Origin of the sequence: Cysteiniphilum sp. QT6929, assembly GCF_030035755.1 — a bacterium.
In the GTDB taxonomy this organism is placed as follows: domain Bacteria; phylum Pseudomonadota; class Gammaproteobacteria; order Francisellales; family Francisellaceae; genus Caedibacter; species Caedibacter litoralis.
Genome location: NZ_CP103983.1, coordinates 328,931 through 349,306, shown reverse-complemented (window position 1 = coordinate 349,306; position 20,376 = coordinate 328,931). Strand labels below are relative to the sequence as shown.

Here is a 20,376-nt window from a genome sequence, read left to right as displayed (position 1 = left end):
ATTAATGGGTTTCATCCGACCAGTGTTTATACATATCTTGTAAAATGCAATGCACATGCTCATCGTATAAGGAATAGAGCACTTGTTTACCTTGGCGTTCACCTTTAATCAGACGCTGTTCTTTCATTAATTTCAAATGATGACTAACCAGAGGCTGAGATACGCCAAGCTTTTCAACAAAGTGATTGACCGGCGTTGCTTCTTTAGCGCATAGGAACAAAATGCGCATACGGTTGGCATCGCCCATGATATGGCACACATCAGCAATTCTCGTCAAAATAAGTTCATCAATATCACTCATTATAAATCCATAAATTTTTATATAAAAAATAATTTATATAATTTAGGTGAAAATATGGCTGATGTAAAGTGGGTAGATGAAAAAATATGTAATAAAGGATTATAGAAAAACTGGCAATACCTGAAAAAGCTTTTCGATCGTATAGACATGATCAAGATCCGTGATCGTGACAATAACGTGATCTCCTGACTCAATCGTGTAATGATCATGCGCAACTAACACGGTGTTATCGCGGACGATGGCGCCAATAATAATCGCTTTTGGTAAGTTTAGTTCACTGATTTTCTTACCGACGATTGGTGAGCTGTCAGCTGTGCCGTGTACGACAATTTCGCAAGCTTCCGCATGTCCGCCATAGAGTGAATAGATATTTAACATATCACCTTTGCGCAAGTAAGTTTGGATCACACCAATAGTGATTCTTTGCGGTGAAATCGCGCGATCAATGGTGTGTGTTTCATCAACTAAAGCCGCATAGCTTAGGCTATTAACAAGGGCAATGGTGCTTTTAGCGCCCATTTTCTTAGCAAGCATTGCCGACATGATATTGGCCTCATCATCATTGGTTACTGCACAAAAAAGATCAGTGTCATCAATGCTCTCGGCATTTAATAGCTCAGCATCTGAGGCGTCACCTGAGAGTACGGTGGTATTGTTTAGTGTTTCAGCAGCTAAGTGACAGTTCTCATAGTTGCGCTCAACGATTTTAACCAAATAATCATTCTCAAGCTTCTTAGCAAGCCCCATACCGATATTGCCACCTCCAGCGATAAAGAGTTTGCGGCATGCCGTTTGTTGTGGTTGAAATTCGCGTAAAATCGCAGGAATATTAATTCGCTCAGCAATAAAGAATACTTCATCTTCTTTTTGTAAAACGGTATCAGCGGATATAAGTAAGTTTTGTTTTTTGCGATAAATGGCAACAACACGCGCATCGATATCAGGAAGCTCTTGTCTAAACTCACGTATACTCATGCCATGAAGTGGTGAGTCCTCGGCAATTTCACTCCCTGCTAACTGCAAGCGCCCATTAGCAAAATCAACAATCTGGAAACTGCCAGGATGTTCAACTAAACGTACCAAACGTTGAGTAACTAATTCAGAGGGGTTAATAATAAGATCAATTGGGATATTGTCATTATTAAAAATTTGCGGATAGCGCGCGTAATTTTTGTTACGTAAACGTGCGATTTTCGTTGGGATCTTAAAGAGACTATAGGCAATCTGGCAAGCAACGATATTAACTTCATCATTATTAGTTACCGCAATAATCATATCCGCATCATTAGCACCTGCTTCTTCAAGAATATTGGGATGTGATGCCGAGCCACAGATCGTTTTGACGTCAAAGTGATTTTGAATATGCCTTAGTCGCTCAGCTTTTTCATCAACAACACTGATATTATGATCTTTTTGTAAATTCTTAGCCAGAGAGCTGCCGACTTGTCCGGCACCTAAAATAATAATTTTCATAATTTTTCCTGTGTTTTATCACTTCTATGGCTTTTCCATAACACTTCATCGTGCTGATCTAACTGATTAAAAAAACGTGCCAACACAAATAAATAATCAGATAAGCGATTTAAAAAACTTAAAATAAGTGGGTTATGTGCTTTTGTCTGATCTTGGATCAAGGCAACATAGTGACGCTCTGCTTTACGTGCTATGGTACGCGCTTGATGACTTAAAGCCGCACATTGTGAGCCACCAGGTAAAATAAACTCTTTCAAAGGTGGCAAAGATTCATTCCACTGGTCAATTTGGATTTCAAGTGCGGTAATCGCCTGATCCGTTAGTTGGCTAAATTGAGGAAAGGACAGCTCGCCACCGATGTTAAATAAATGATGTTGAATATTCTGTAGTTGGTTGTTTATTTCCAGATTGTTTGAAAAGGCGACAATAACACCAATGGCTGCGTTTAATTCATCAATCTGACCAATGGTTTCAATAATCGGTGCGCATTTATCAATACGAATATTATCTGAGAGGGCAGTAGTACCTTTGTCGCCGGTTTTGGTGTAAATTTTTGATAGTCTATGACCCATGAATGATTCCTTTAACGTTTATTAAATCCGATCACATAGACTTCGCGTGAGCGCGCACGAGATGCATCAGGTTTACGAATAACAACTTTTTGAAAGCGCTCTTGAACTGCCTTTACAAAAGGATCAAAGCCTTCACCTTGGAAAACTTTAGCTAAGAAATTACCACGTGATTTTAATGTGCTATCGGCAAAATCAAGTGCCAATTCAACCAGATACATTGATCCGGCTTGATCGGTATTGCGATTTCCACTCATATTTGGTGCCATATCAGAGATCACCCAATCAATTGACTCACCTTCAGTTAATTGCATTAAGGCTTCATATGGCTCATCCTCGGTGAAATCGCCTTGAATAAAGGTCACATCAGGCAGGGGATCCATCTCGAGAATATCCAAGGCAAACACCTTGCCTTCAGAACCAACAAAATCTGTCAAAACCTGTGACCAACCACCAGGAGCGGCACCCAAATCAACGACGGTCATGCCTGATTTGAATAGCTTATCCTTTTGCTGTAATTCCATGAGTTTGTAAGCTGCGCGTGATCTTAGACCGTCTTTTTTAGATTGGCTAACATAATGATCACTATGATGCTCATCAAGCCAGCGTTTGCTGCTTTTGCTATGTTTGTTTTTTGACATTAACAAATAAAGGTATCGTGCTAATTAATGTCAACAGTATATCACCTAGGAAAATATACAGTAGCTTACTTTTTTACTTTTTTACTTTTTCATTTTTTGATGCAGAAAAGAAGTAATGATGATTTCGTCTTGATTTTTAATCCAATAAGAAATTAAAAAAGGAAAGTCATAGACAATATATTCCCTTAACTCGGAAATCTCGCTTACCATACGTGAGGCATGTTGATTTAATGAAATATACTTTAAAGCACTTTCAATACTGTCAATGAAGCGCATAGCCACAACTTCATCAGCATATTTTAAATACCATTCAACGTAGTCTTCAAAGTCGTTAAGTGCCTCAAGTGACCAGTTTATTTTTTGCATTTACTAAATACTCGTGAAACATCGTGCTCTGTGGCAATCTGAGCATTCTTGGCTTGTTGTAAGCCGAGTCTCATTTTTTCAAGTTGCCAGTTTCGTAGCTCTTGCTGTCTGCCAAGTTCTGCCCAATATAGAATTTGTTGCGGTACTGTGCGATAACCTTTTTCTGCAAAACCCTTCGTTTCATTAACAAATTCTTCAGGAAGTCTGACTGATATAAATCCCATGGTAATACTCCAAAGTTTGTCTCATGTGGAAAGGTTAGAGCAAATTATCGCAATTTGCAAATTTCCTCTGATAGATTGTTTTAAATTTGTTAGAGAATTGCTTCTTGGATGAATTTATAATTGAGACAAAGGTTGAGCGACATCGAAAATCAACGCAAAGTAAACGATAAAGACACTCAGAAGAACCATTCCATTAAAGACGCTAGTGCGTCGTGAGGTAAAGGTAACTAAAGCAATTAAAAAGGTTAGCACCATAATGACAATCGATGTGCTGTTTAATCCAAGAATTAATGGTTGACCAAGAACGAGACTTATCACGAGTACCGATGGCACAGTAAGGCAAATGGTCGCAACGGCAGAGCCCATGCATAGATTGATTGAGCGCTGTAATTGATTTTTATAAGCAGCTTGAATAGCACTTACACCCTCTGGGGTTAATACTAAAAGTGCGATAATAAAACCACCTAACTTACTGGGAAGTCCCGCCTCTTGAATGCTAAACTCAAGGAAGCTTGCGAGATTTTTTGATAAGGCGATCATCACGACAAGACCAAGGAACAACATAATGACATGATAGAGTACTGAGCCCATAGGGCTGTGGTGTTCCTCATCACTATCGCCATCATGCTTATACTGAAAATAGTCTTTATGTGTTACCGTTTGTTTCACTAGAAATACCGCATAAAGGATGACACAAACAATAATCACGACAACTGATTGACTTAAGTTAAACGTGCCCGCATCAGTTGCGACAGTATAATTAGGGAGTATTAAACAGACTGTTAATAAAAGAATAAGTAAAGAAATATAAATACTAGCACCTTCGGTATTATACATTTGTGTGTTGTGTTTTATACCTCCTGTTAATAGACTAAGTCCAGCAAAGCCATTAACGGCAATCATAATTACGGCAAACATCGTGTCTCGGGCAAGGGTAGGGTCCCCTTTGCCAATCAACATCATGGTGATAATTAATGCCACTTCAATTGAGATAACAGAAAGGGTTAGAATTAAGGTACCATAGGGTTCACCAAATTTTTCAGCTAACCAATCCGCGTGTTTAACCACATTAAAGGCGCAAACGAGCATTACAGCAAAGATAACGAATGTTGTTGCTGCTGTGGCAAAGTGGCTAATGTTATATGGGTCCAGACCTAAAAAAACCATATTTAATAGAACAAAGAGGATGATAGGCAAAATAACGCCATATTCGGTTTTAATAAAACTTATTGTTTTGTGCATTTTACCTCCTATTTGTTCGTTGTTTTCAAGTCGTTTTTTCATATGACTTCTCTTACTGCTAGTCAGATGATAAACCAAAACCTGTTATTTATTATAATTTAAGTATTTAAAAAAGTGTAAGAGCAAGTTACCGGTGGATACCTTACAATCTTTAGTTAATCACTTGCAAGCAGTTTTTAAAATAAGTCGATAAAATGGACGTTTTGCTGATAGTTTTTTAAAAGCGCTCAGCCGATGCTTGTTGCCAGTACTTAGCATATTGCGCTGGCAAGTTATTATCATCTAATAAACTACCTTTTTTAAGGTATTGATAGACTTCATCGAGTGATTGCACGGTTTTTTCATCAATACGACGTATAACACGTGAGGCGGAAAGCTCACTTGGGTTCTTAAGTCCCATAGCGCCAACAAGTTCAGTAAAGCTTTTAACGGTTGCGTCATGAAAGCGGTACACTCGTTGTTTTTTATCATCAATATCAAGCGCTTTATATAGTCGTGGATTTTGTGTGGCAACGCCTGTTGGGCAGGTATTGCGATTGCATTGTTTAGATTGAATGCATCCTAAGGATAGCATCATGGCTCGGGCGCTATTGATAACATCAGCACCTAAGGCAATACGCTTGACCATATCAAAGCCTGTCGCTGTTTTACCGCTGGCAATAATACAAATATGCTCGCGAATGCCAGAACCAACCAATGCGTTATGAACGAATGCTAAAGCATCTTCAAGTGGTACACCAATATGATTGACGTATTCCTCAGGGGCTGCTCCTGTACCACCTTCAGCACCATCAATGGTAATAAAATCAGGAAAAATTTGCGTTTTTAACATGGCTTTGCAAATAGCGAAAAACTCGGTTTTGCGCCCTATGCATAGTTTAAAACCAATGGGTTTACCACTGGAGAGCTCTCGCAGTTTTTGCACAAATTGGCATAGCTCAACAGGAGTTGAGAAAGCAGTGTGCGCAGGTGGAGATAAAACATCTTCACCCATCGGCACATCACGAATCTTAGCAATCTCAGGGGTGAGTTTTTCCTTGGGTAACACACCACCATGAGCAGGTTTTGCCCCTTGTGAGAGTTTAATCTCAATCATTTTAATATCATCATACTGTGCTTGAATGGCAAACTTATCTGGATCGAAGTGCCCATCTTTAGTCCTAAAACCAAAATATCCTGTCCCAATTTGCAGACAAATATCACCACCCTGGCGATGATATTCTGTTAAACCACCTTCACCAGTGTTATGACAAAACCCACCAAGCTTAGCACCTTTATTAAGTGCCATAATTGCATTTTTAGATAAGGCGCCATAGCTCATGGCAGAAATATTTAGGCGTGATGAGATATAAGGTTTGGTGCATTGATGATTGCCTATTTGAAATTTAGGATCCACATCCTTTGGGTGGATAGGCGCTAATGAATGCAAAACCCACTCATAACCTGGACGGTTAATATCTCGCTCGGTACCAAAGGGAAGTGTGTCCTCGATACCTTTAGCACGCTGATAAACTAAAGAGCGAGTTTGTCGATCAAAAGGGCGCTCGCTTTGGTCTGTCGCAACAAAATACTGCTGAATCTCAGGGCGAAAGAACTCCAAGATAAAGCGCATATGCCCAAGGACGGGGAAGTTGCGTAGTATGGTATGCTTTTTTTGTGTTACATCATAAATGGCAACAATAATAAGCGCAATAATAACAATACTCATCGTAATCTCACTGTGCAATAAAGCCAAAACAGCAAGAATAATGAGTAAAACAATACCAAATCCAATATACCATTTTCTACGTTCTGAAATATGAAACATAAATATTCCTTAGTGTTTAGTCCTATGTTCATATGGAATAATAGTGAGAAATATGAGAAATTCAATTTAAAACAACCATAGCCATCATTTGTAACATAACTGTAACAATTGATATTTATGCTTAGCAACGACTTAATTAAGTAGGAAGGATAGGTTTTGAGGCAAAGTGGGGATAGAAATTTTTTGAAGCTATTAATAGCTTTAGCATCGCTAACACTGATCATTTTTGTGTTACTGTTAATGAGTCTTATTGTATTTAGTTGGCCAAGTATTCGTGAGTATGGTGTCTCTTTTTTGTGGAGTGATGCGTGGAATCCTGTAACTGAGCAATTTGGCGCCTATTCAGTCATCATTGGTACGCTGGTTACATCTATTTTGGCACTTGTAATTGCTGTGCCCTTTAGCTTAGGTGTTGCACTTTTAATCGATGAATTATTGCCCAGACGCATAGGTAGAATTCTTGCGCGATTGATTGAGCTAATGGCAGGGATTCCAAGTATCGTTTATGGTATTTGGGGGCTTTTTATCCTTTTGCCGTGGGTGAAATCTTTGCAGTTAAAATTAATGCCCTTATCACTATCTTGGCAGGCTAAGTTTTCAGCTCTTGCCGAGAGTGGCTCATTTTGGGCGCACTTTGAGCCGCTTGTGATGTTCTTTATCAAAAGCTTACCAACGGGCAGTAGTATTTTTGCTGCGAGTATTATCTTAGCCATTATGGTGATTCCTTTAATCTCATCGGTGATGCGTGATGTCATCAGTGCGATTCCACAAGTGACAAAAGAAGCAGCATTTGGTATCGGTGCGACCAAATGGGAAGTCACTAAAAATGTCATTTTTCCTTATGCCTTACCTGGTATGATGGGTGCGATTATTTTAGGATTTGGTCGTGCTCTAGGTGAGACAATGGCAGTGACCTTTGTGATTGGCAATGTTCATAGTTTGCAAGGTCTATTTATGCCAAGCGCGACCATCTCATCAGCCATTGCTAATGAGTTTAATGAGGCATTAGGCACGTTGTATCCTGCCGCATTAGTTGAAACAGGATTGATATTATTCTTAATTACTTTGGTGGTTTTACTGATATCACGTTGGATTTTAAAGCGTTACAAAGTAGGGGTGGCATAATGAATATAATTGGACAAGTTGCACTTAAGCGCCGCATTAAATCAAATATCTTTGTCTCACTGTGCTGGCTAAGTGCGATTATTAGTATCTTTTTTTTGTGTAGCATTTTATATGAGTTGGTAATGCGTGGTATGCCTAGCTTTAGCACGTATCTTTTTACACATGACACGAGGGAACTAGGGCTTAGAAATGCGATTATTGGTTCATTAATGTTAACAATTGGTGCCATCGTGATTGCGACACCGATTTCGATTTTAACGGCGACTTTCTTTGTTGAGTTTCGACAATTCAGACGCACGATTAAGGTCTTACGCTTTATCAATGACATGATGTTAAGCACGCCATCAGTGATTGTTGGTTTATTTATTTATACTCTTATTGTCGTTAACACCAGTTTTTCAGGTTATGCCGGAATCATTGCGCTCGCGGTTATCGCAATGCCGATGATCACACGTGCAGCGGAGGATGTGTTATATCTTGTATCCCCTATGCTAAAGGAATCAGCCATCGCACTAGGTGTGCCAAAGTGGCGTGTGATCGTGATGATTAGCTTTCGCTCAGCAAAGACAGGACTCATTACTGCAGTGGTATTAGCCACAGCAAGAGTGATGGGCGAAAGTGCGCCATTGTTGTTTACCTCGGCAAAAAACAGCTTTTTAAGCTTCAATATGGGGCAAGCGATTGAGAGTTTACCGGTGATGATTTTTGAAAATGCAATGCAACCATATCCGGAGTTTCAACAAGTGGCATGGACGGCGGCACTTATTGTTACCGCATTAGTGTTGGTGATGAATTTGACAGCGCGTTGGATTGCAAAAGATAAATAACTGGTAATAAAGTAAAGAATAAGAGATGATCATGCAACAATCGACAGAATTTAAAAGTTTAAAAAATTTAGAAAACATAGAAAGCACAGCACAAGCTCAAACTGATCATAGTCAATTTGAAACTCAAGAGAGGGTGTTAAATTTGTCAAACAAACAGTACTTAGCAGTAAAAAATCTTAACTTTTATTACGGTGACAGCAAGACATTACATGATATTAATGCAAGCTTCGCGCAAAATAAAATTACCGCATTAATTGGTCCATCAGGATCTGGTAAGTCCACTTTGCTTAGAACATTAAATCGTATTTATGAATTGTATCCCAAGCAAAAAGCCACAGGGCAGATTTTGTTACAAGGGCAAAATGTCTTAGAAAAAAATATCGATTTGAATCAACTGCGTAAAGAAATTGGCATGGTCTTTCAAAAACCAACGCCTTTTCCAATGAGTATCTTTGATAATATTGCCTTTGCCATCAAGTTGCATGAGAAGTTACCTAAGGCTGAATTGCAACAGCGCGTTGAAGAGGTATTAAAGCAAGCTGCTTTATGGGATGAGGTCAAAGATAAATTACAACAGCAAGGCACACGTCTCTCAGGTGGTCAACAACAACGACTATGCATTGCGCGTACATTGGCAGTAAAACCTAAGATTTTATTATTAGATGAGCCGACATCAGCGCTTGATCCTATTTCTACCAAGAAGATAGAACGATTGCTCACAGCGTTAAAGGCTCAATATACAATTGTGATGGTGACACATAATTTAAAACAAGCTGAGCGCTTATCAGACAGTACGATGTTTATGATCAATGGCGAGCTTGTCGAGTACGCCCCAACTGATGTATTCTTTAACGCACCTAAGGATCCACGAACGGTTGATTATATTCATAATGAATAACTGGAGTTAGATATTCTAAACAAAGTGATGATTTTAAAACACCCCGTCAGCCTGCAGCTGCCACCCCTCTTGTAAAGAGGGGAATTGGGCAATGATGTTTTATATTCCCCTCTTTACAAGAGGGGTGCCGAGCTTGCGAGGTGGGGTGTTGAGATAGGAAAAGGGTATAACGGTTTATAACTTAAGATATAAGGATAAATGAATGAAACGAGCAAAATTTAAAAAAACTTTGTTAATTTGTACTTTGGCAAGTAGTGCTATGACCGTATTAGCATTATCAGGCTGCAGCGAAAAAGCACATGAGAGTGATGGTAAAGCAGCGTCAAGTCAGTCAGTTATTATGGGCTCAGGCTCAAGTTTTATCTATCCTGCGATGTCACGTTGGGCAAATGAATATTATAATCAAACAGGTGTTAAAATTAATTACCAACCAATTGGTTCAGGTGGCGGACAGCGCCAGATTTTTGCAGGCACGGTTAACTTTGCAGCATCAGATCAGCCACTAAACAATGCTGAGCTTAGTAAGTACAATTTATTACAATTCCCTGCAATTGTTGGCGGTATTGTGCCTGTGATTAATGTGCAGGGCATTAAGACGAATGAGCTTGTCCTAAGTGGTCAAGTATTAGCGGATATTTATTTAGGCAAAATCCAATATTGGAATGATCCAGCGATTGTCGCGTTAAATCCAAAGCTTAAGTTGCCACATAATGCAATTATCACGGTGCATCGCGCCGATGGTTCAGGAACAACTTATAATTTTACGCAATACTTAGCATCGGTTAATCCTGTATGGCAAAAGCAAGTTGGTGTTGATACTTCAGTGCAATGGCCTGTAGGGATTGGCGCTAAAGGCAACCAAGGTGTGGCAGCACAAGTGCAGCAAGTCGATGATAGTATAGGTTATGTTGAGTATGCCTATGCAAAAACCGCGAATATCCCAACGGTTAAACTGATTAACCAAAGTGGTCAAACAGTAACTGCTGATTTAAATAGTTTTGCAAGTGCCGCAAAGTATGCATCATGGCAGGCAAAGGATAATTATAATCTGCTCTTGGTAAATCAACCTGGCAATAACAGCTGGCCAATTGTTGCCACGACTTTTGTTTTGTTACCTGAGAAAGCAAAGCAAGGCATCAATCAAGATATTAAGCAATTCTTTACTTTTGCTTATTCTGAACAGGGTGACAAGATCGCTCAAAAACTTGATTATGTTGGTATTCCACAAAATGTTGTTGCAGGCATTAAAGTTTACTGGGATAAGGTCTAAGCACTTAATGATGTTCTTTACGGTTATGCAGATTCCAGCATAACGCCAGTAGTATTGTAGCGATAACGCTAGCTGAAATTAAAAAGATAAACACTTCATCCCAGCCGTAATAAGTGGCAATGATACCGATAACTGCTTGTGCACCAACAGTCCCTAGGAAATAACCAAAAAGACCGGTAAACCCTGCGGCGGTGCCAGCAGCTTTTTTAGGTACTAAATCAAGCGCTAAAATTCCAATTAATGCAACAGGTCCATAGATGAGTACGCCCATCAAGGATAATGACAATAACAATACCCATGGGGTGCCACTCTGCCAATAAATGAATAAGACAGCAATAAATAACACCATGCAAATAACACTCATGGGTGCTCTGCGTCCATTGAATACTCTGTCAGTTAACCAACCAATTAAAATTGTTCCTGGAATGGCAGGCAGCTCAAATAGTGCAAAGCCAAGAAGTCCAGTGGTTTTTGACATGTGTTTTACTTGCACCAAATAGTAAGTTGACCAACTCAGTAAGCCATATCGTGAGCAATAAACAAAAGCATTCGCTATGGCAATGGTCCAAATCCATGGATTGTTTAGAACATATTTAAAGAAAATATCCTTGGCTGAGAGCTCTTTTTCACGATTAGCTTTAGTTTTATCACAAGATTCAGGCGGGTAATCATGACTATAGTCTTCGATAGCGGGTAAGCCTACGGATTGTGGTGTGTCAGCGCCAAAGATGATAATCAAAATCGCAATCAGAATACATAGGATTCCAGCTAGATAAAATAAACCATGCCAGTTGTCTTTAAAAAGTAGTATTCCCAATGGGACGACGCCAATTGCTAATACTCCGGCACCAACATTATGTGCAGTATTCCATATACCCATTTTTGTGCCGCGTTCTTTATCACTAAACCAATGTGTCATGATTCTAGCGCAAGGCGGCCAGCCCATACCTTGTACCCAACCATTGATAAACATAATGACAAACATCACCGTGACGCCAGCGCTTAAGCAAGAAGGTAAGAGTAGGTTCAATATGCCAGATATGAATAAGCCCGTGGCAAGAAAGATCTTGGCATTGCTGCGATCAGAAATGTTTCCCATCAAAAATTTACTTAGACCATAGGCGACACCTAAAGCCGCGCCAATTAAACCTAGCTGGTCAGCTGTTAAGGTGGTAATGTATTGCTTTGAGACATCAAAACTACTGCGTCCAAAGTAATACGTAAAATAGCCAATATAAGCGACTAAAAACATTCGTAAACGCCGTTGTGGGTAAAGTTTTTTAACTTGTTGTGCGGGCAAAAGGGCAATAGCCTTTGCCGGTTGGAAGAGTTTGCGTAACATACAGTGTGCTTGTGTTTTGTGAATTGACATAGTCTAAGACCTTCAAAGTTAAACGTAAAATCAAATTTTGGAAATTTACAACATGAGCATAACGGGGCTTGAAATTCATAAACGTATTTATAAAATAAAGACCGTTAACTATATAAAGTTTTTAAAACCTTAGGAGGGTTTATGTCGGTATATCAGGATTTTGAAAGTTTATTAGCGTATTTAGATGCGCGTATTGTTGGGCAACGCGCTTTGACAAAGCGCCTTTTAATCGCTTTATTATCATCAGGACATTTATTGGTTGAAGGCGCGCCTGGTCTTGCTAAAACCACAGCAATCAAAACATTAGCTGAATGTATTGAATGCTCCTATCATCGGATTCAATTTACCCCTGATTTGTTACCTGCGGATTTAACAGGCACTGAGATTTATATTCCTGAGCGTCAAAGCTTTGAATTTCAAACAGGTCCCTTGTTTCATAATTTATTATTGGCTGATGAGATCAATCGCGCCCCTGCTAAAGTGCAATCAGCACTATTAGAAGCAATGGGTGAAAAGCAAATTACCATTGGCAAACAAACCTATCCATTGCCTGATTTATTCTTAGTGATGGCAACGCAAAATCCGATTGAGCAAGAGGGAACTTACCCTTTACCCGAGGCGCAATTGGATCGCTTTATGCTGCATGTTAAAATCGGCTATCCAGATGCAGCAATGGAAAAAGAAATTTTAGCATTAAATCGTGGCAATCGTTCAGTGAACTTGCAAAAGCCACCGCTAATAACACAAGATCAAATATTTACAGCGCAACAACAAGTGTTAGATCTGCATGTTTCTAGTGCCGTTGAGGAGTACATGATTCAGTTGGTATTAGCCACACGTGATGCCGCGAAATACAATGAAGATTTAGCTAAATGGATTCGTTTTGGGGCAAGTCCACGTGGCACGATTGCACTTGAGCGCGCGGCACGTGCGCATGCTTGGCTTAATGCAGAAGACTATGTGTCACCTCATGATGTGCATGCGGTGATTCATGAGGTATTAAGGCACAGAATATTACTAAGCTTTGAAGCTGAAGTTGATAATATTACCAGTGATGATGTGATTGATGCACTTTTAAAAGCCGTGCCGATTCCATAAGTGGAAGAGGGGAAACGCTCATGAGTTTAAAAAACACAAGTGATCAACAAGGTATAACAGCAGATATTAATGAATTGTTGAGTTTGCGTTTTCAGGCGCAAAATATTCAATTTTTTAATAGTCAACGTGTTAATACCAATCAAGTCGGTCAACATGTCTCACGCGCCAGAGGGCGAGGAATGGACTTTGAAGAGGTTCGACATTACCAACCAGGGGATGATATTCGTTTAATGCATTGGCCGCTAACCGCGCGTCTTGGGAAGCCATATACCAAGGTATATAAAGAAGAGAGAGAACGTGCGATCTATTTTATCGTCGATCAAACCGCATCGATGCAATTTGGAACGCGTGTGTGTTTCAAAAGTGTTCTAGCGGCTAAGGTTTGTGCATTATTGGGCTGGGCAGCACTGAATCATCATGAACAGGTAGGTGGAGTGGTATTTGCAGATGATGGTTTATATCAGTTAACACCAGCGCGTAGTCGCACGCATTTATTGAAGTTTTTCAAATGCTTAAGTGATCCAGATAATATGCTAAGGGCATCAAATAGCCATTCAATGGCAATGACATTGAAGAATTTATCAAAAACACTTAAAAGTGGCAGTGTTGTGATTGTGATCAGTGACTTTGTGCATTTTGATGATGAAGCTGAACAGTATTTGAAATTAATTAATCGCAAGAGTGAGATCATCCAAGTATTTACTTATGATCCATTAGAAGCGAGTTTACCTGATAAGGGGCAATACTGTTTTAGTGATGGGCAACTACATTTTCTGGAGTTAAACGCAGCTGATAAAGATGTGCATAAGCGTTATGCTGAGCCATTTAATCAGCGCTTAGACAAAATCAAAACATTGTCAAGCAAACACAATATGCAATTTGTTGCATTGGCAACGAATGATGATGTGGTTAAAACCCTAAATCATGGAGTAATGCGTTATGGCTACTGATGTATTAGCTGGGCTAAAAGACATTCATCTTCCGCCTGCGGTATCGATTTGGCCACTGGCAGTGGGTTGGTATATTTTGGCTGTTGTTGTCTTAGTTGTAATTGCGCTGATGATATGGTTCTTAGCTAAAAAGATTAAAGCGCATCGTCATAAGCAAGCAATAATAAAGATGTTTGATCAAACAATACAAGCTACTCAGTCAGAAAACCCAGAGATGTTGATATCAGTGATTTCTATTTTTTTAAAGCGAGTTATTATGCAAGAGCTTAAAGTGGATAATGCCCATCTATATTTTGGTGAAGATTGGTTGAAGTTTCTAGATCAGCAGCTGAAAACAGATGATTTTAGTCAAGGTGATGGGCGTTTATTATTAGATAGCTATAGGTTAAAAGAAGTCAGTATTGATGAACAACAAGCACTTATTATATTAACGAAAAAATGGTTAAGGAAAGTGTTATGATGACCATCGCTTATCCTTGGATTTTTGTTTTACTCTTATTACCCATTATCTTGCGTTTTGTGTTACCAAGAGTAAACAATAGTGATGCAAAACAAGGGCTTAGAATTCCGTTTTATACCTCATTACAACAAACAATGACCGAAGGTGAGGCTAAACGAACTCAACACTTGTCATGGTTTAAATATTTGTTACTTATCATTTGGTGTTTATTAGTCGTTTCAGGTGCTGGTGTGCAATGGTTGGGTGCGCCATTAACTTTGCCACAAACAGGTCGTGATTTGATGTTGGCAGTGGATTTATCAGGCAGCATGCGCACGCCAGATATGATGGTTAACGGCAAGGCTGAGTCAAGGATTGATTTGGTGAAAACGGTTGCTAATAAATTTATTCAAAAGCGCGAGGGCGATCGTTTGGGACTTATCTTATTTGGTTCTAAACCTTATTTGCAAACGCCACTAACTTTTGATCGCAAAACCGTTGGACAAATGCTTAATGATGCTACGGTGGGTATTGCGGGTATTCAAACCGCGATAGGGGATGCAATTGGTCTTGCGATTAAGCAGTTGATGCATTATCCCAAACAATCACGTGCGCTGATTCTTTTAACCGATGGAGGCAATAACGCCGGTGTTATTGATCCTGATACGGCAGCCAAGCTTGCTAAAGATGAACATATTAAGATTTATACTATTGGTTTGGGCGCAAAGCAGATGACGATGCAGACGATGTTTGGTCCACAAGTTGTTAATCCATCAAGTGATTTGGACATTGATGGCTTGAAAAAAATAGCACAGATGACCGGTGGTGAGTTCTTCCGCGCTGAAGATGGTCAAGAGTTGCAAGCGATTTACAATAAAATCAATCAGTTGGAACCGGTGAAATCCGATAAAATCACCATTCGTCCGATAACACCATTTTATCCATGGACTTTGGGAGCTGCTATGATCTTAAGCTTTATTTTGGCATTGTTATGGATTAAAAGAAGTCAAAGGAGTGTTATATGAGTTCCATCGATTTCCACTTATTTAATTTATTTCACTCATTCCACTTTTTACGTCCGTGGTGGTTTTTGTTGATCATTCCAGCGATTGTTTTACTCATTATGATCTTAAGAGTTAAGAGCAGTGGCAATAACTGGAGTGCGCATTGTGATCCACACTTATTAAAGCATCTATTAGTCGGGCAGCAAGCACGTAAGACTCGGATGTTACCAGTGATGGTTTTCTTATTGTGGTGTATTGGCATTGTCGCATTGGCAGGACCAACATGGTCACAGTACCCGCAACCGGTTTATCAAAAAGTAGCAGCACGCGTGATTGCCTTAGATGTTTCGCAAACCATGAATGCTAATGATGTGCCGCCTACGCGTTTAGAGCGAGCTCGCTTTAAGGTATTAGATTTACTCAAAGCGATTAAAGAAGGGCAGACAGGAATGATTGTATTCTCGAGTGAGCCTTTTGTGGTGTCACCATTGACGGCTGATAGTAATACGATTGCTAATATGGTGCCCTCATTGGATTCAAGTGTTGTACCGATTGGAGGTGACAATATCCAAAAAGCATTAGTAGAATCAGCAAAACTTATCAAACAGGCGGGATTTGCTCACGGTCAGATTGTTTTAATTACTGATAGTACACCGTCATCTGCGGCATTGACAGAGGCTAAAAGTTTAGCAAAAGAGGGTATTAAAACGTCGGTATTAGCGATTGGTACAGCACAAGGTGGACCAATCAAAAATAGCGATGGCGGTTTTGTTACTGATAAAAAGGGACAAATTGTATTTGCTAATATGAATGCTGCTGAATTGCAAAAACTTGCAAGCTCAGGTGATGGGCAATTTAGCTTAATTACCGATAATGATCAGGATGTCACAAAAATGCTAAGCCATGATGGTGATGGTAAGACACAAAAAACAGAAGCACAAAAAGCCAACGCATTATGGAAAGATGAAGGGCATTGGTTTATTTGGTTGTTGATTATTGTGGTGGCATTGGTTGCACGAAAAGGTTGGTTGGAGAAAGTATGTCGATAAAGCGTATCAGTGGGTTTGCAGTGTTATTATTGCCGACACTGATGTTGGCAAATACTTGGCAGGATCTGTGGTTAAATAAAAATCAACAGGCTGAGAACTTATTTAATGAACACAAAAACAAAGAAGCAGCAGCGATGTTTAGTGATAGTCGTTGGCAAGGTGCAGCATTATATCGTGATAAAGATTATAAGGCGGCATTAAGTGCTTTTGAGAAAGATAACTCGGCAGTTGGGCTGTATAATCAGGGCAATGCTTTAGCGCAATTGCATGAATATCAAAAAGCAATAGCAGCATATAAAGCGGCTTTAGCCAAAAAAAGCGACTTTGCTGACGCTAAAGCGAACCTTGAGTATATTGAGAATTTATTAAAGCAACAACAGCAACAAAATAATCAGCAAAAGCAGGATCAGAAAAATTCTCAAAATAAAGAGAATAAAGATCAGCAGAATAACCAAGAGAATACCCAAAACAATCAAAATAATAAGCAAGATCAAAAAGATCAAAAAGATCAAAATCAGCAGAATCAGCAAGGTCAACAAAATAGTGATCAGAAAAATCAGCAAGATGATCAAAGTAAGCAAAATAAACAAAGTAATAAAAATAATCAGAATCAAAAAGATCAACAAAATCAACAAGATCAGTCACATGCTAATCAACAACAGAGTGATAAAGATAGTCAAAGAAATGAGCAAAATAAGAAAAATGAGCAGAGTCAAAGTGATCGTAGCAATGATCAACAGAATATAGATCAGCAGCAAGAGCAAAGAAAACAAAAAGGTCAAAACGGTCAAAAAGAGCAACAAGATAATAAATCATCGACTGAAAACACTCAAAGTGCTCAAAGTGAGAAAAACAAAGATAATGATAAAAATCAAAAAGATGAACGTTCTCAGGCATTAGCAAAAGAGAAAGACAAAGAAGATGATCATGATCCGTCACAAAAGGTAGCGGTTTCAAGTGCCCAAGCGCGTGAAGATGCACTGCGTCTGAAGAAGGTTGATGCCATTTTGTCACAGATTCCAGATGATCCAGGTGGATTATTGAAGCAGAAATTCTTAAGAGATTATGAGCGACGTCAAACATCGCAAAATGGAGGGAATAATGATTAGATTTATCAGCAGAATAAATAAGACATACAAAATGGAAAAAATCAAAAGAACAATCAGCATTCTTATACTTATACCTGCTTTATTTATGTTTATGGTGCAATCATTGCATGCTGCGGTGTCTGCATCAGTTGATCGCACACAGGTGGCAGATGGTGAAAGTTTGACATTAACGATTAAGCTTGATGATATGAATGAACAACCTGATTTGGCGCCATTGAAGCAGGACTTTGATGTTTATGGTACCAGCACCAGTAGTCAGACCAGCGTTATTAATGGCAAAAGTACGTCGGATATTTCATATATTGTGACTTTATTGCCTAAAAAAACTGGAAATATCACCATTCCAGCGTTAACTGTTGGTAGTGAGCAAACTAAGCCATTGACAATTACGGTAACTAAAGCAACACAAGAAGCTCATGCTAAACAAACGGCAAATGTCTTTTTGGATGCATCTCTTTCAAGTGATAGTGCGTATGTTAACACACCTGTGCTCTATACCCTGAAGCTATACTATGCAGAGCCATTATCTAATTTAAGTATGCAGCCACTACAATTAGCCAATGCAACGATTGAGCCTTTTGGCAAAAATAGCCAATATCAAGCACAACAAAATGGCAAAACCTATAATGTGGTTGAGCAGCAGTTTTTAATTACAGCTAATCAATCCGGTGAGATTACTATTCCACAAAGCATTATTCAGGCAGCGGTTTTGCAAAATAATCCCAATTCATTTTTTGCCATGCAAAGTGCTAAGCCAATATTGGTGAAGTCAAACCCATTGACGTTGCATGTGAAGCCAATTCCACAAAATGTTGACATTAATGATTGGCTTCCTGCCAATTCAGTTACGTTAAAAGACAGTTGGTCAAGTGATTCCAATGAGCTAACCGTTGGTGAGCCGGTAACGCGCACGATTGTATTAACAGCAACAGGTGTAGAAGCAGCTAGTTTACCTAATTTAACCTTTCCACATGCCGATAGTGTGAATGCATATCCAGATAAAGCGCAAAGCAAAGATTATGTGGAAAATAACCTGCCTGCAGCAAGTAAAGTCTTTAAGGTTGCCTATATCCCAACTGAGAAGGGTGTTATTGAGTTTCCAAAGATTACAGTGCATTGGTTTGATGTGAAATCACAGACTATGCAAACAGCTATTTTGCCTGCCCAAACCTTTAAAGTATTGCCTGGTAAAGTGGTAACACCTGTGCAAACCAGTGCAATAAATGCAGCTTCTGTATCACAGCCCGAAAAGACAGTCATTAAGGTGGTGCATAGCAAACTATGGATGGTGTTAGCGATTATCTTTGCGATCTTATGGTTAGTTACATTGATTATATTGCTTATGGTTATTAGCAAGTTTAAATCTAAGAAAGTACCACTAACTTCAGATAAACAAACATCAATTGAAAAGCCAGATATTAATCAGATACTTAAGGACATTAAACACGCATGTGATCATAAGGATCTAGTCGCTGTCAATCATGCAATTGTCTCTTGGGGTAATGTTTTATTCAATCAAAGCTTTTACAGTGTAATGGATGTTGCTTCTGTCATTGATGATAAAGCGCTTAAGGTAATGCTTACTTCTGTGAACAAAGCGCTATATGCTAAGGGTGAGTTTGCTGAATATAATGATTTGTATCAACATATTAAATCATACAAGCTAAAAGGTGATAAAAACCAAGGAGTATTGGCGTCATTTTATCCAGAGTAGATCTCCCGAATTTGTATTTTTTTTACACGAAAATTTGCTAGAAAAAGATATCTTTTTATGTGGAGTATCAATAATATTTTGCAGGTAGCATTATTTTTATCTGATTATTGAGCATGAATGACTCATCATAGTGATGATTTTTCATGGTTCAATTTTTATGGAACACCAGCTGAATAGCAAGGAAGCACGAATAATGTTATTTGAATGGTTAGCAACAATATTATTATTTGATGCTAATTTATTTCAATGTATTTAATGTTGTCAAATAAAGTAGGAATATAAGGAGATATAATGCCTGCATATAATATTATTGAGCCTAGTAATAATACTGCTCGCGTAAATTGTACCATTTGTCTTGAGGACTTACATGCTGATAATCCAACAGAACAGAAAGTCATATGTGAAACCACGTGCAAACATTATTTTCATAAGCCATGCATTGACACATGGTTGTCACGCTCAGAGGAGTGCCCACTGTGTAAAACGAGCTTTGGTAATAGGCGGCAACGACCAGAAGATAACTTTGATATCGGGGAGTTTTTAGAGGCGGAACAAAATGGCTTGGGACAAGCAGATGACTGTATTATTTGTCTTCAGCCAATGGATAGGTCATTTAATATTTTATGTCCAAATCAGCATGATTGTTTTCATGAAGCATGTGCGCGAACATGGTTGCAAAGTTCTCAAAGGTGCCCCGTTTGTCGAGGGGTTTCCCAACTACAAGTAGATCGTCCAGTGAGAAATGGCATAAGAGTTATAAATGGAAATGTTCCAGAGCCAAACTATCAAACAACTTTAAACCCATTATTACCAAATCGTCGAGAGTTTTTTCAAAATCTAGTAAATCAAACTGAAGTTTAGAGTTTCAGAATGTTTTTTAGTGTGAGGGGATTTTTAA

General features: G+C 39.0%; 21 protein-coding genes. 12 read left to right on the top strand and 9 right to left on the bottom strand.

The window, feature by feature from the left end; translation table 11 throughout:
- Position 1: 1 nt before the first annotated feature.
- The 8 genes from NYP54_RS01575 to NYP54_RS01540 form a co-directional block, all read right to left on the bottom strand.
- Positions 2-301, bottom strand: a complete 300-nt coding sequence (locus NYP54_RS01575) for a metalloregulator ArsR/SmtB family transcription factor (RefSeq protein ID WP_151194140.1) — start codon at positions 299-301, stop codon at positions 2-4.
- A 99-nt stretch (positions 302-400) separates the two neighbouring features.
- Positions 401-1,774: a Trk system potassium transporter TrkA gene (gene trkA / locus NYP54_RS01570; RefSeq protein WP_283156870.1), complete on the bottom strand. Its 1,374-nt coding sequence runs from the start codon at positions 1,772-1,774 to the stop codon at positions 401-403.
- Positions 1,771-2,346 (bottom strand): cob(I)yrinic acid a,c-diamide adenosyltransferase, encoded by a 576-nt coding sequence (locus NYP54_RS01565; protein ID WP_283156869.1) that lies wholly within the window; start codon positions 2,344-2,346, stop codon positions 1,771-1,773. The genes trkA and NYP54_RS01565 overlap by 4 nt, the downstream gene beginning before the upstream one ends.
- An 11-nt stretch (positions 2,347-2,357) precedes the next feature.
- A complete protein-coding gene (gene rlmE, locus NYP54_RS01560) occupies positions 2,358-2,984 on the bottom strand; it encodes a 23S rRNA (uridine(2552)-2'-O)-methyltransferase RlmE (protein WP_283156868.1) in 627 nt (208 codons plus the stop codon).
- A gap of 81 nt (positions 2,985-3,065) precedes the next feature.
- Positions 3,066-3,350 (bottom strand): type II toxin-antitoxin system RelE/ParE family toxin, encoded by a 285-nt coding sequence (locus NYP54_RS01555; protein WP_283156867.1) that lies wholly within the window; start codon positions 3,348-3,350, stop codon positions 3,066-3,068.
- Positions 3,338-3,574, bottom strand: a complete 237-nt coding sequence (locus NYP54_RS01550) for a hypothetical protein (protein WP_117001323.1) — start codon at positions 3,572-3,574, stop codon at positions 3,338-3,340. Before NYP54_RS01550 ends, NYP54_RS01555 begins: the two co-directional genes overlap by 13 nt.
- A 114-nt stretch (positions 3,575-3,688) precedes the next feature.
- Entirely contained in the window at positions 3,689-4,816 is a 1,128-nt protein-coding gene (locus NYP54_RS01545; RefSeq protein ID WP_283156866.1) for a calcium:proton antiporter, read from the bottom strand.
- A 217-nt stretch (positions 4,817-5,033) separates the two neighbouring features.
- Positions 5,034-6,623 (bottom strand): FMN-binding glutamate synthase family protein, encoded by a 1,590-nt coding sequence (locus NYP54_RS01540; RefSeq protein WP_283156865.1) that lies wholly within the window; start codon positions 6,621-6,623, stop codon positions 5,034-5,036.
- A gap of 183 nt (positions 6,624-6,806) precedes the next feature.
- Between NYP54_RS01540 and pstC the strand changes: the two genes are divergently transcribed.
- The 4 genes from pstC (at position 6,807) to pstS (ending at position 10,743) form a co-directional block, all read left to right on the top strand.
- The gene (gene pstC / locus NYP54_RS01535; RefSeq protein WP_283156864.1) at positions 6,807-7,748 is read left to right on the top strand and encodes a phosphate ABC transporter permease subunit PstC; all 942 of its coding nucleotides are present in this window, start codon (positions 6,807-6,809) and stop codon (positions 7,746-7,748) included.
- A complete protein-coding gene (pstA, locus tag NYP54_RS01530) occupies positions 7,748-8,575 on the top strand; it encodes a phosphate ABC transporter permease PstA (protein ID WP_283156863.1) in 828 nt (275 codons plus the stop codon). The genes pstC and pstA overlap by 1 nt, the downstream gene beginning before the upstream one ends.
- 31 nt (positions 8,576-8,606) lie before the next feature.
- Positions 8,607-9,473: a phosphate ABC transporter ATP-binding protein PstB gene (pstB, locus tag NYP54_RS01525; protein ID WP_283156862.1), complete on the top strand. Its 867-nt coding sequence runs from the start codon at positions 8,607-8,609 to the stop codon at positions 9,471-9,473.
- Positions 9,474-9,675: 202 nt separating this feature from the next.
- Complete coding sequence (pstS, locus tag NYP54_RS01520) at positions 9,676-10,743, top strand: phosphate ABC transporter substrate-binding protein PstS (RefSeq protein WP_283156861.1); 1,068 nt, start codon at positions 9,676-9,678, stop codon at positions 10,741-10,743.
- A 4-nt stretch (positions 10,744-10,747) separates the two neighbouring features.
- Here pstS and NYP54_RS01515 read toward each other — a convergent pair whose 3' ends face one another.
- The gene (locus tag NYP54_RS01515) at positions 10,748-12,115 is read right to left on the bottom strand and encodes an MFS transporter (RefSeq protein ID WP_283156860.1); all 1,368 of its coding nucleotides are present in this window, start codon (positions 12,113-12,115) and stop codon (positions 10,748-10,750) included.
- A 141-nt stretch (positions 12,116-12,256) separates the two neighbouring features.
- Between NYP54_RS01515 and NYP54_RS01510 the strand changes: the two genes are divergently transcribed.
- From NYP54_RS01510 to NYP54_RS01475, 8 genes are all read left to right on the top strand, one after another.
- Complete coding sequence (locus NYP54_RS01510; RefSeq protein ID WP_283156859.1) at positions 12,257-13,213, top strand: MoxR family ATPase; 957 nt, start codon at positions 12,257-12,259, stop codon at positions 13,211-13,213.
- A gap of 20 nt (positions 13,214-13,233) precedes the next feature.
- Positions 13,234-14,163: a DUF58 domain-containing protein gene (locus tag NYP54_RS01505; RefSeq protein WP_283156858.1), complete on the top strand. Its 930-nt coding sequence runs from the start codon at positions 13,234-13,236 to the stop codon at positions 14,161-14,163.
- Positions 14,153-14,623 carry a DUF4381 domain-containing protein gene (locus NYP54_RS01500; RefSeq protein WP_283156857.1) on the top strand — a complete coding sequence of 157 codons (471 nt, stop codon included), beginning with the start codon at positions 14,153-14,155 and terminating at the stop codon, positions 14,621-14,623. Before NYP54_RS01505 ends, NYP54_RS01500 begins: the two co-directional genes overlap by 11 nt.
- The gene (locus tag NYP54_RS01495; protein ID WP_283156856.1) at positions 14,620-15,627 is read left to right on the top strand and encodes a VWA domain-containing protein; all 1,008 of its coding nucleotides are present in this window, start codon (positions 14,620-14,622) and stop codon (positions 15,625-15,627) included. The genes NYP54_RS01500 and NYP54_RS01495 overlap by 4 nt, the downstream gene beginning before the upstream one ends.
- The gene (locus NYP54_RS01490) at positions 15,624-16,655 is read left to right on the top strand and encodes a VWA domain-containing protein (protein ID WP_283156855.1); all 1,032 of its coding nucleotides are present in this window, start codon (positions 15,624-15,626) and stop codon (positions 16,653-16,655) included. Before NYP54_RS01495 ends, NYP54_RS01490 begins: the two co-directional genes overlap by 4 nt.
- On the top strand, positions 16,646-17,764 hold the full coding sequence (locus NYP54_RS01485; RefSeq protein ID WP_283156854.1) for a tetratricopeptide repeat protein: 1,119 nt from the start codon (positions 16,646-16,648) through the stop codon (positions 17,762-17,764). Before NYP54_RS01490 ends, NYP54_RS01485 begins: the two co-directional genes overlap by 10 nt.
- Positions 17,757-19,478 (top strand): BatD family protein, encoded by a 1,722-nt coding sequence (locus tag NYP54_RS01480; protein WP_283156853.1) that lies wholly within the window; start codon positions 17,757-17,759, stop codon positions 19,476-19,478. The genes NYP54_RS01485 and NYP54_RS01480 overlap by 8 nt, the downstream gene beginning before the upstream one ends.
- A 291-nt stretch (positions 19,479-19,769) precedes the next feature.
- Entirely contained in the window at positions 19,770-20,339 is a 570-nt protein-coding gene (locus NYP54_RS01475) for an RING finger domain-containing protein (RefSeq protein ID WP_283156852.1), read from the top strand.
- The last annotated feature ends 37 nt before the right edge of the window (positions 20,340-20,376 follow it).

Bases quoted from the DNA above. Each gene is read 5' to 3' on its own strand.
- NYP54_RS01475 (WP_283156852.1), top strand. From the start codon at position 19,770: ATGCCTGCATATAATATTATTGAGCCTAGTAATAATACTGCTCGCGTA.
- rlmE (WP_283156868.1), bottom strand. From the start codon at position 2,984: ATGTCAAAAAACAAACATAGCAAAAGCAGCAAACGCTGGCTTGATGAG.
- NYP54_RS01495 (WP_283156856.1), top strand. From the start codon at position 14,620: ATGATGACCATCGCTTATCCTTGGATTTTTGTTTTACTCTTATTACCC.
- NYP54_RS01575 (WP_151194140.1), bottom strand. From the start codon at position 301: ATGAGTGATATTGATGAACTTATTTTGACGAGAATTGCTGATGTGTGC.
- NYP54_RS01480 (WP_283156853.1), top strand. From the start codon at position 17,757: ATGATTAGATTTATCAGCAGAATAAATAAGACATACAAAATGGAAAAA.
- NYP54_RS01545 (WP_283156866.1), bottom strand. From the start codon at position 4,816: ATGCACAAAACAATAAGTTTTATTAAAACCGAATATGGCGTTATTTTG.
- NYP54_RS01485 (WP_283156854.1), top strand. From the start codon at position 16,646: ATGTCGATAAAGCGTATCAGTGGGTTTGCAGTGTTATTATTGCCGACA.
- NYP54_RS01505 (WP_283156858.1), top strand. From the start codon at position 13,234: ATGAGTTTAAAAAACACAAGTGATCAACAAGGTATAACAGCAGATATT.
- pstS (WP_283156861.1), top strand. From the start codon at position 9,676: ATGAAACGAGCAAAATTTAAAAAAACTTTGTTAATTTGTACTTTGGCA.
- NYP54_RS01550 (WP_117001323.1), bottom strand. From the start codon at position 3,574: ATGGGATTTATATCAGTCAGACTTCCTGAAGAATTTGTTAATGAAACG.
- NYP54_RS01490 (WP_283156855.1), top strand. From the start codon at position 15,624: ATGAGTTCCATCGATTTCCACTTATTTAATTTATTTCACTCATTCCAC.
- pstB (WP_283156862.1), top strand. From the start codon at position 8,607: ATGCAACAATCGACAGAATTTAAAAGTTTAAAAAATTTAGAAAACATA.
- NYP54_RS01515 (WP_283156860.1), bottom strand. From the start codon at position 12,115: ATGTCAATTCACAAAACACAAGCACACTGTATGTTACGCAAACTCTTC.
- NYP54_RS01510 (WP_283156859.1), top strand. From the start codon at position 12,257: ATGTCGGTATATCAGGATTTTGAAAGTTTATTAGCGTATTTAGATGCG.
- trkA (WP_283156870.1), bottom strand. From the start codon at position 1,774: ATGAAAATTATTATTTTAGGTGCCGGACAAGTCGGCAGCTCTCTGGCT.
- NYP54_RS01555 (WP_283156867.1), bottom strand. From the start codon at position 3,350: ATGCAAAAAATAAACTGGTCACTTGAGGCACTTAACGACTTTGAAGAC.
- pstA (WP_283156863.1), top strand. From the start codon at position 7,748: ATGAATATAATTGGACAAGTTGCACTTAAGCGCCGCATTAAATCAAAT.
- NYP54_RS01565 (WP_283156869.1), bottom strand. From the start codon at position 2,346: ATGGGTCATAGACTATCAAAAATTTACACCAAAACCGGCGACAAAGGT.
- NYP54_RS01500 (WP_283156857.1), top strand. From the start codon at position 14,153: ATGGCTACTGATGTATTAGCTGGGCTAAAAGACATTCATCTTCCGCCT.
- NYP54_RS01540 (WP_283156865.1), bottom strand. From the start codon at position 6,623: ATGTTTCATATTTCAGAACGTAGAAAATGGTATATTGGATTTGGTATT.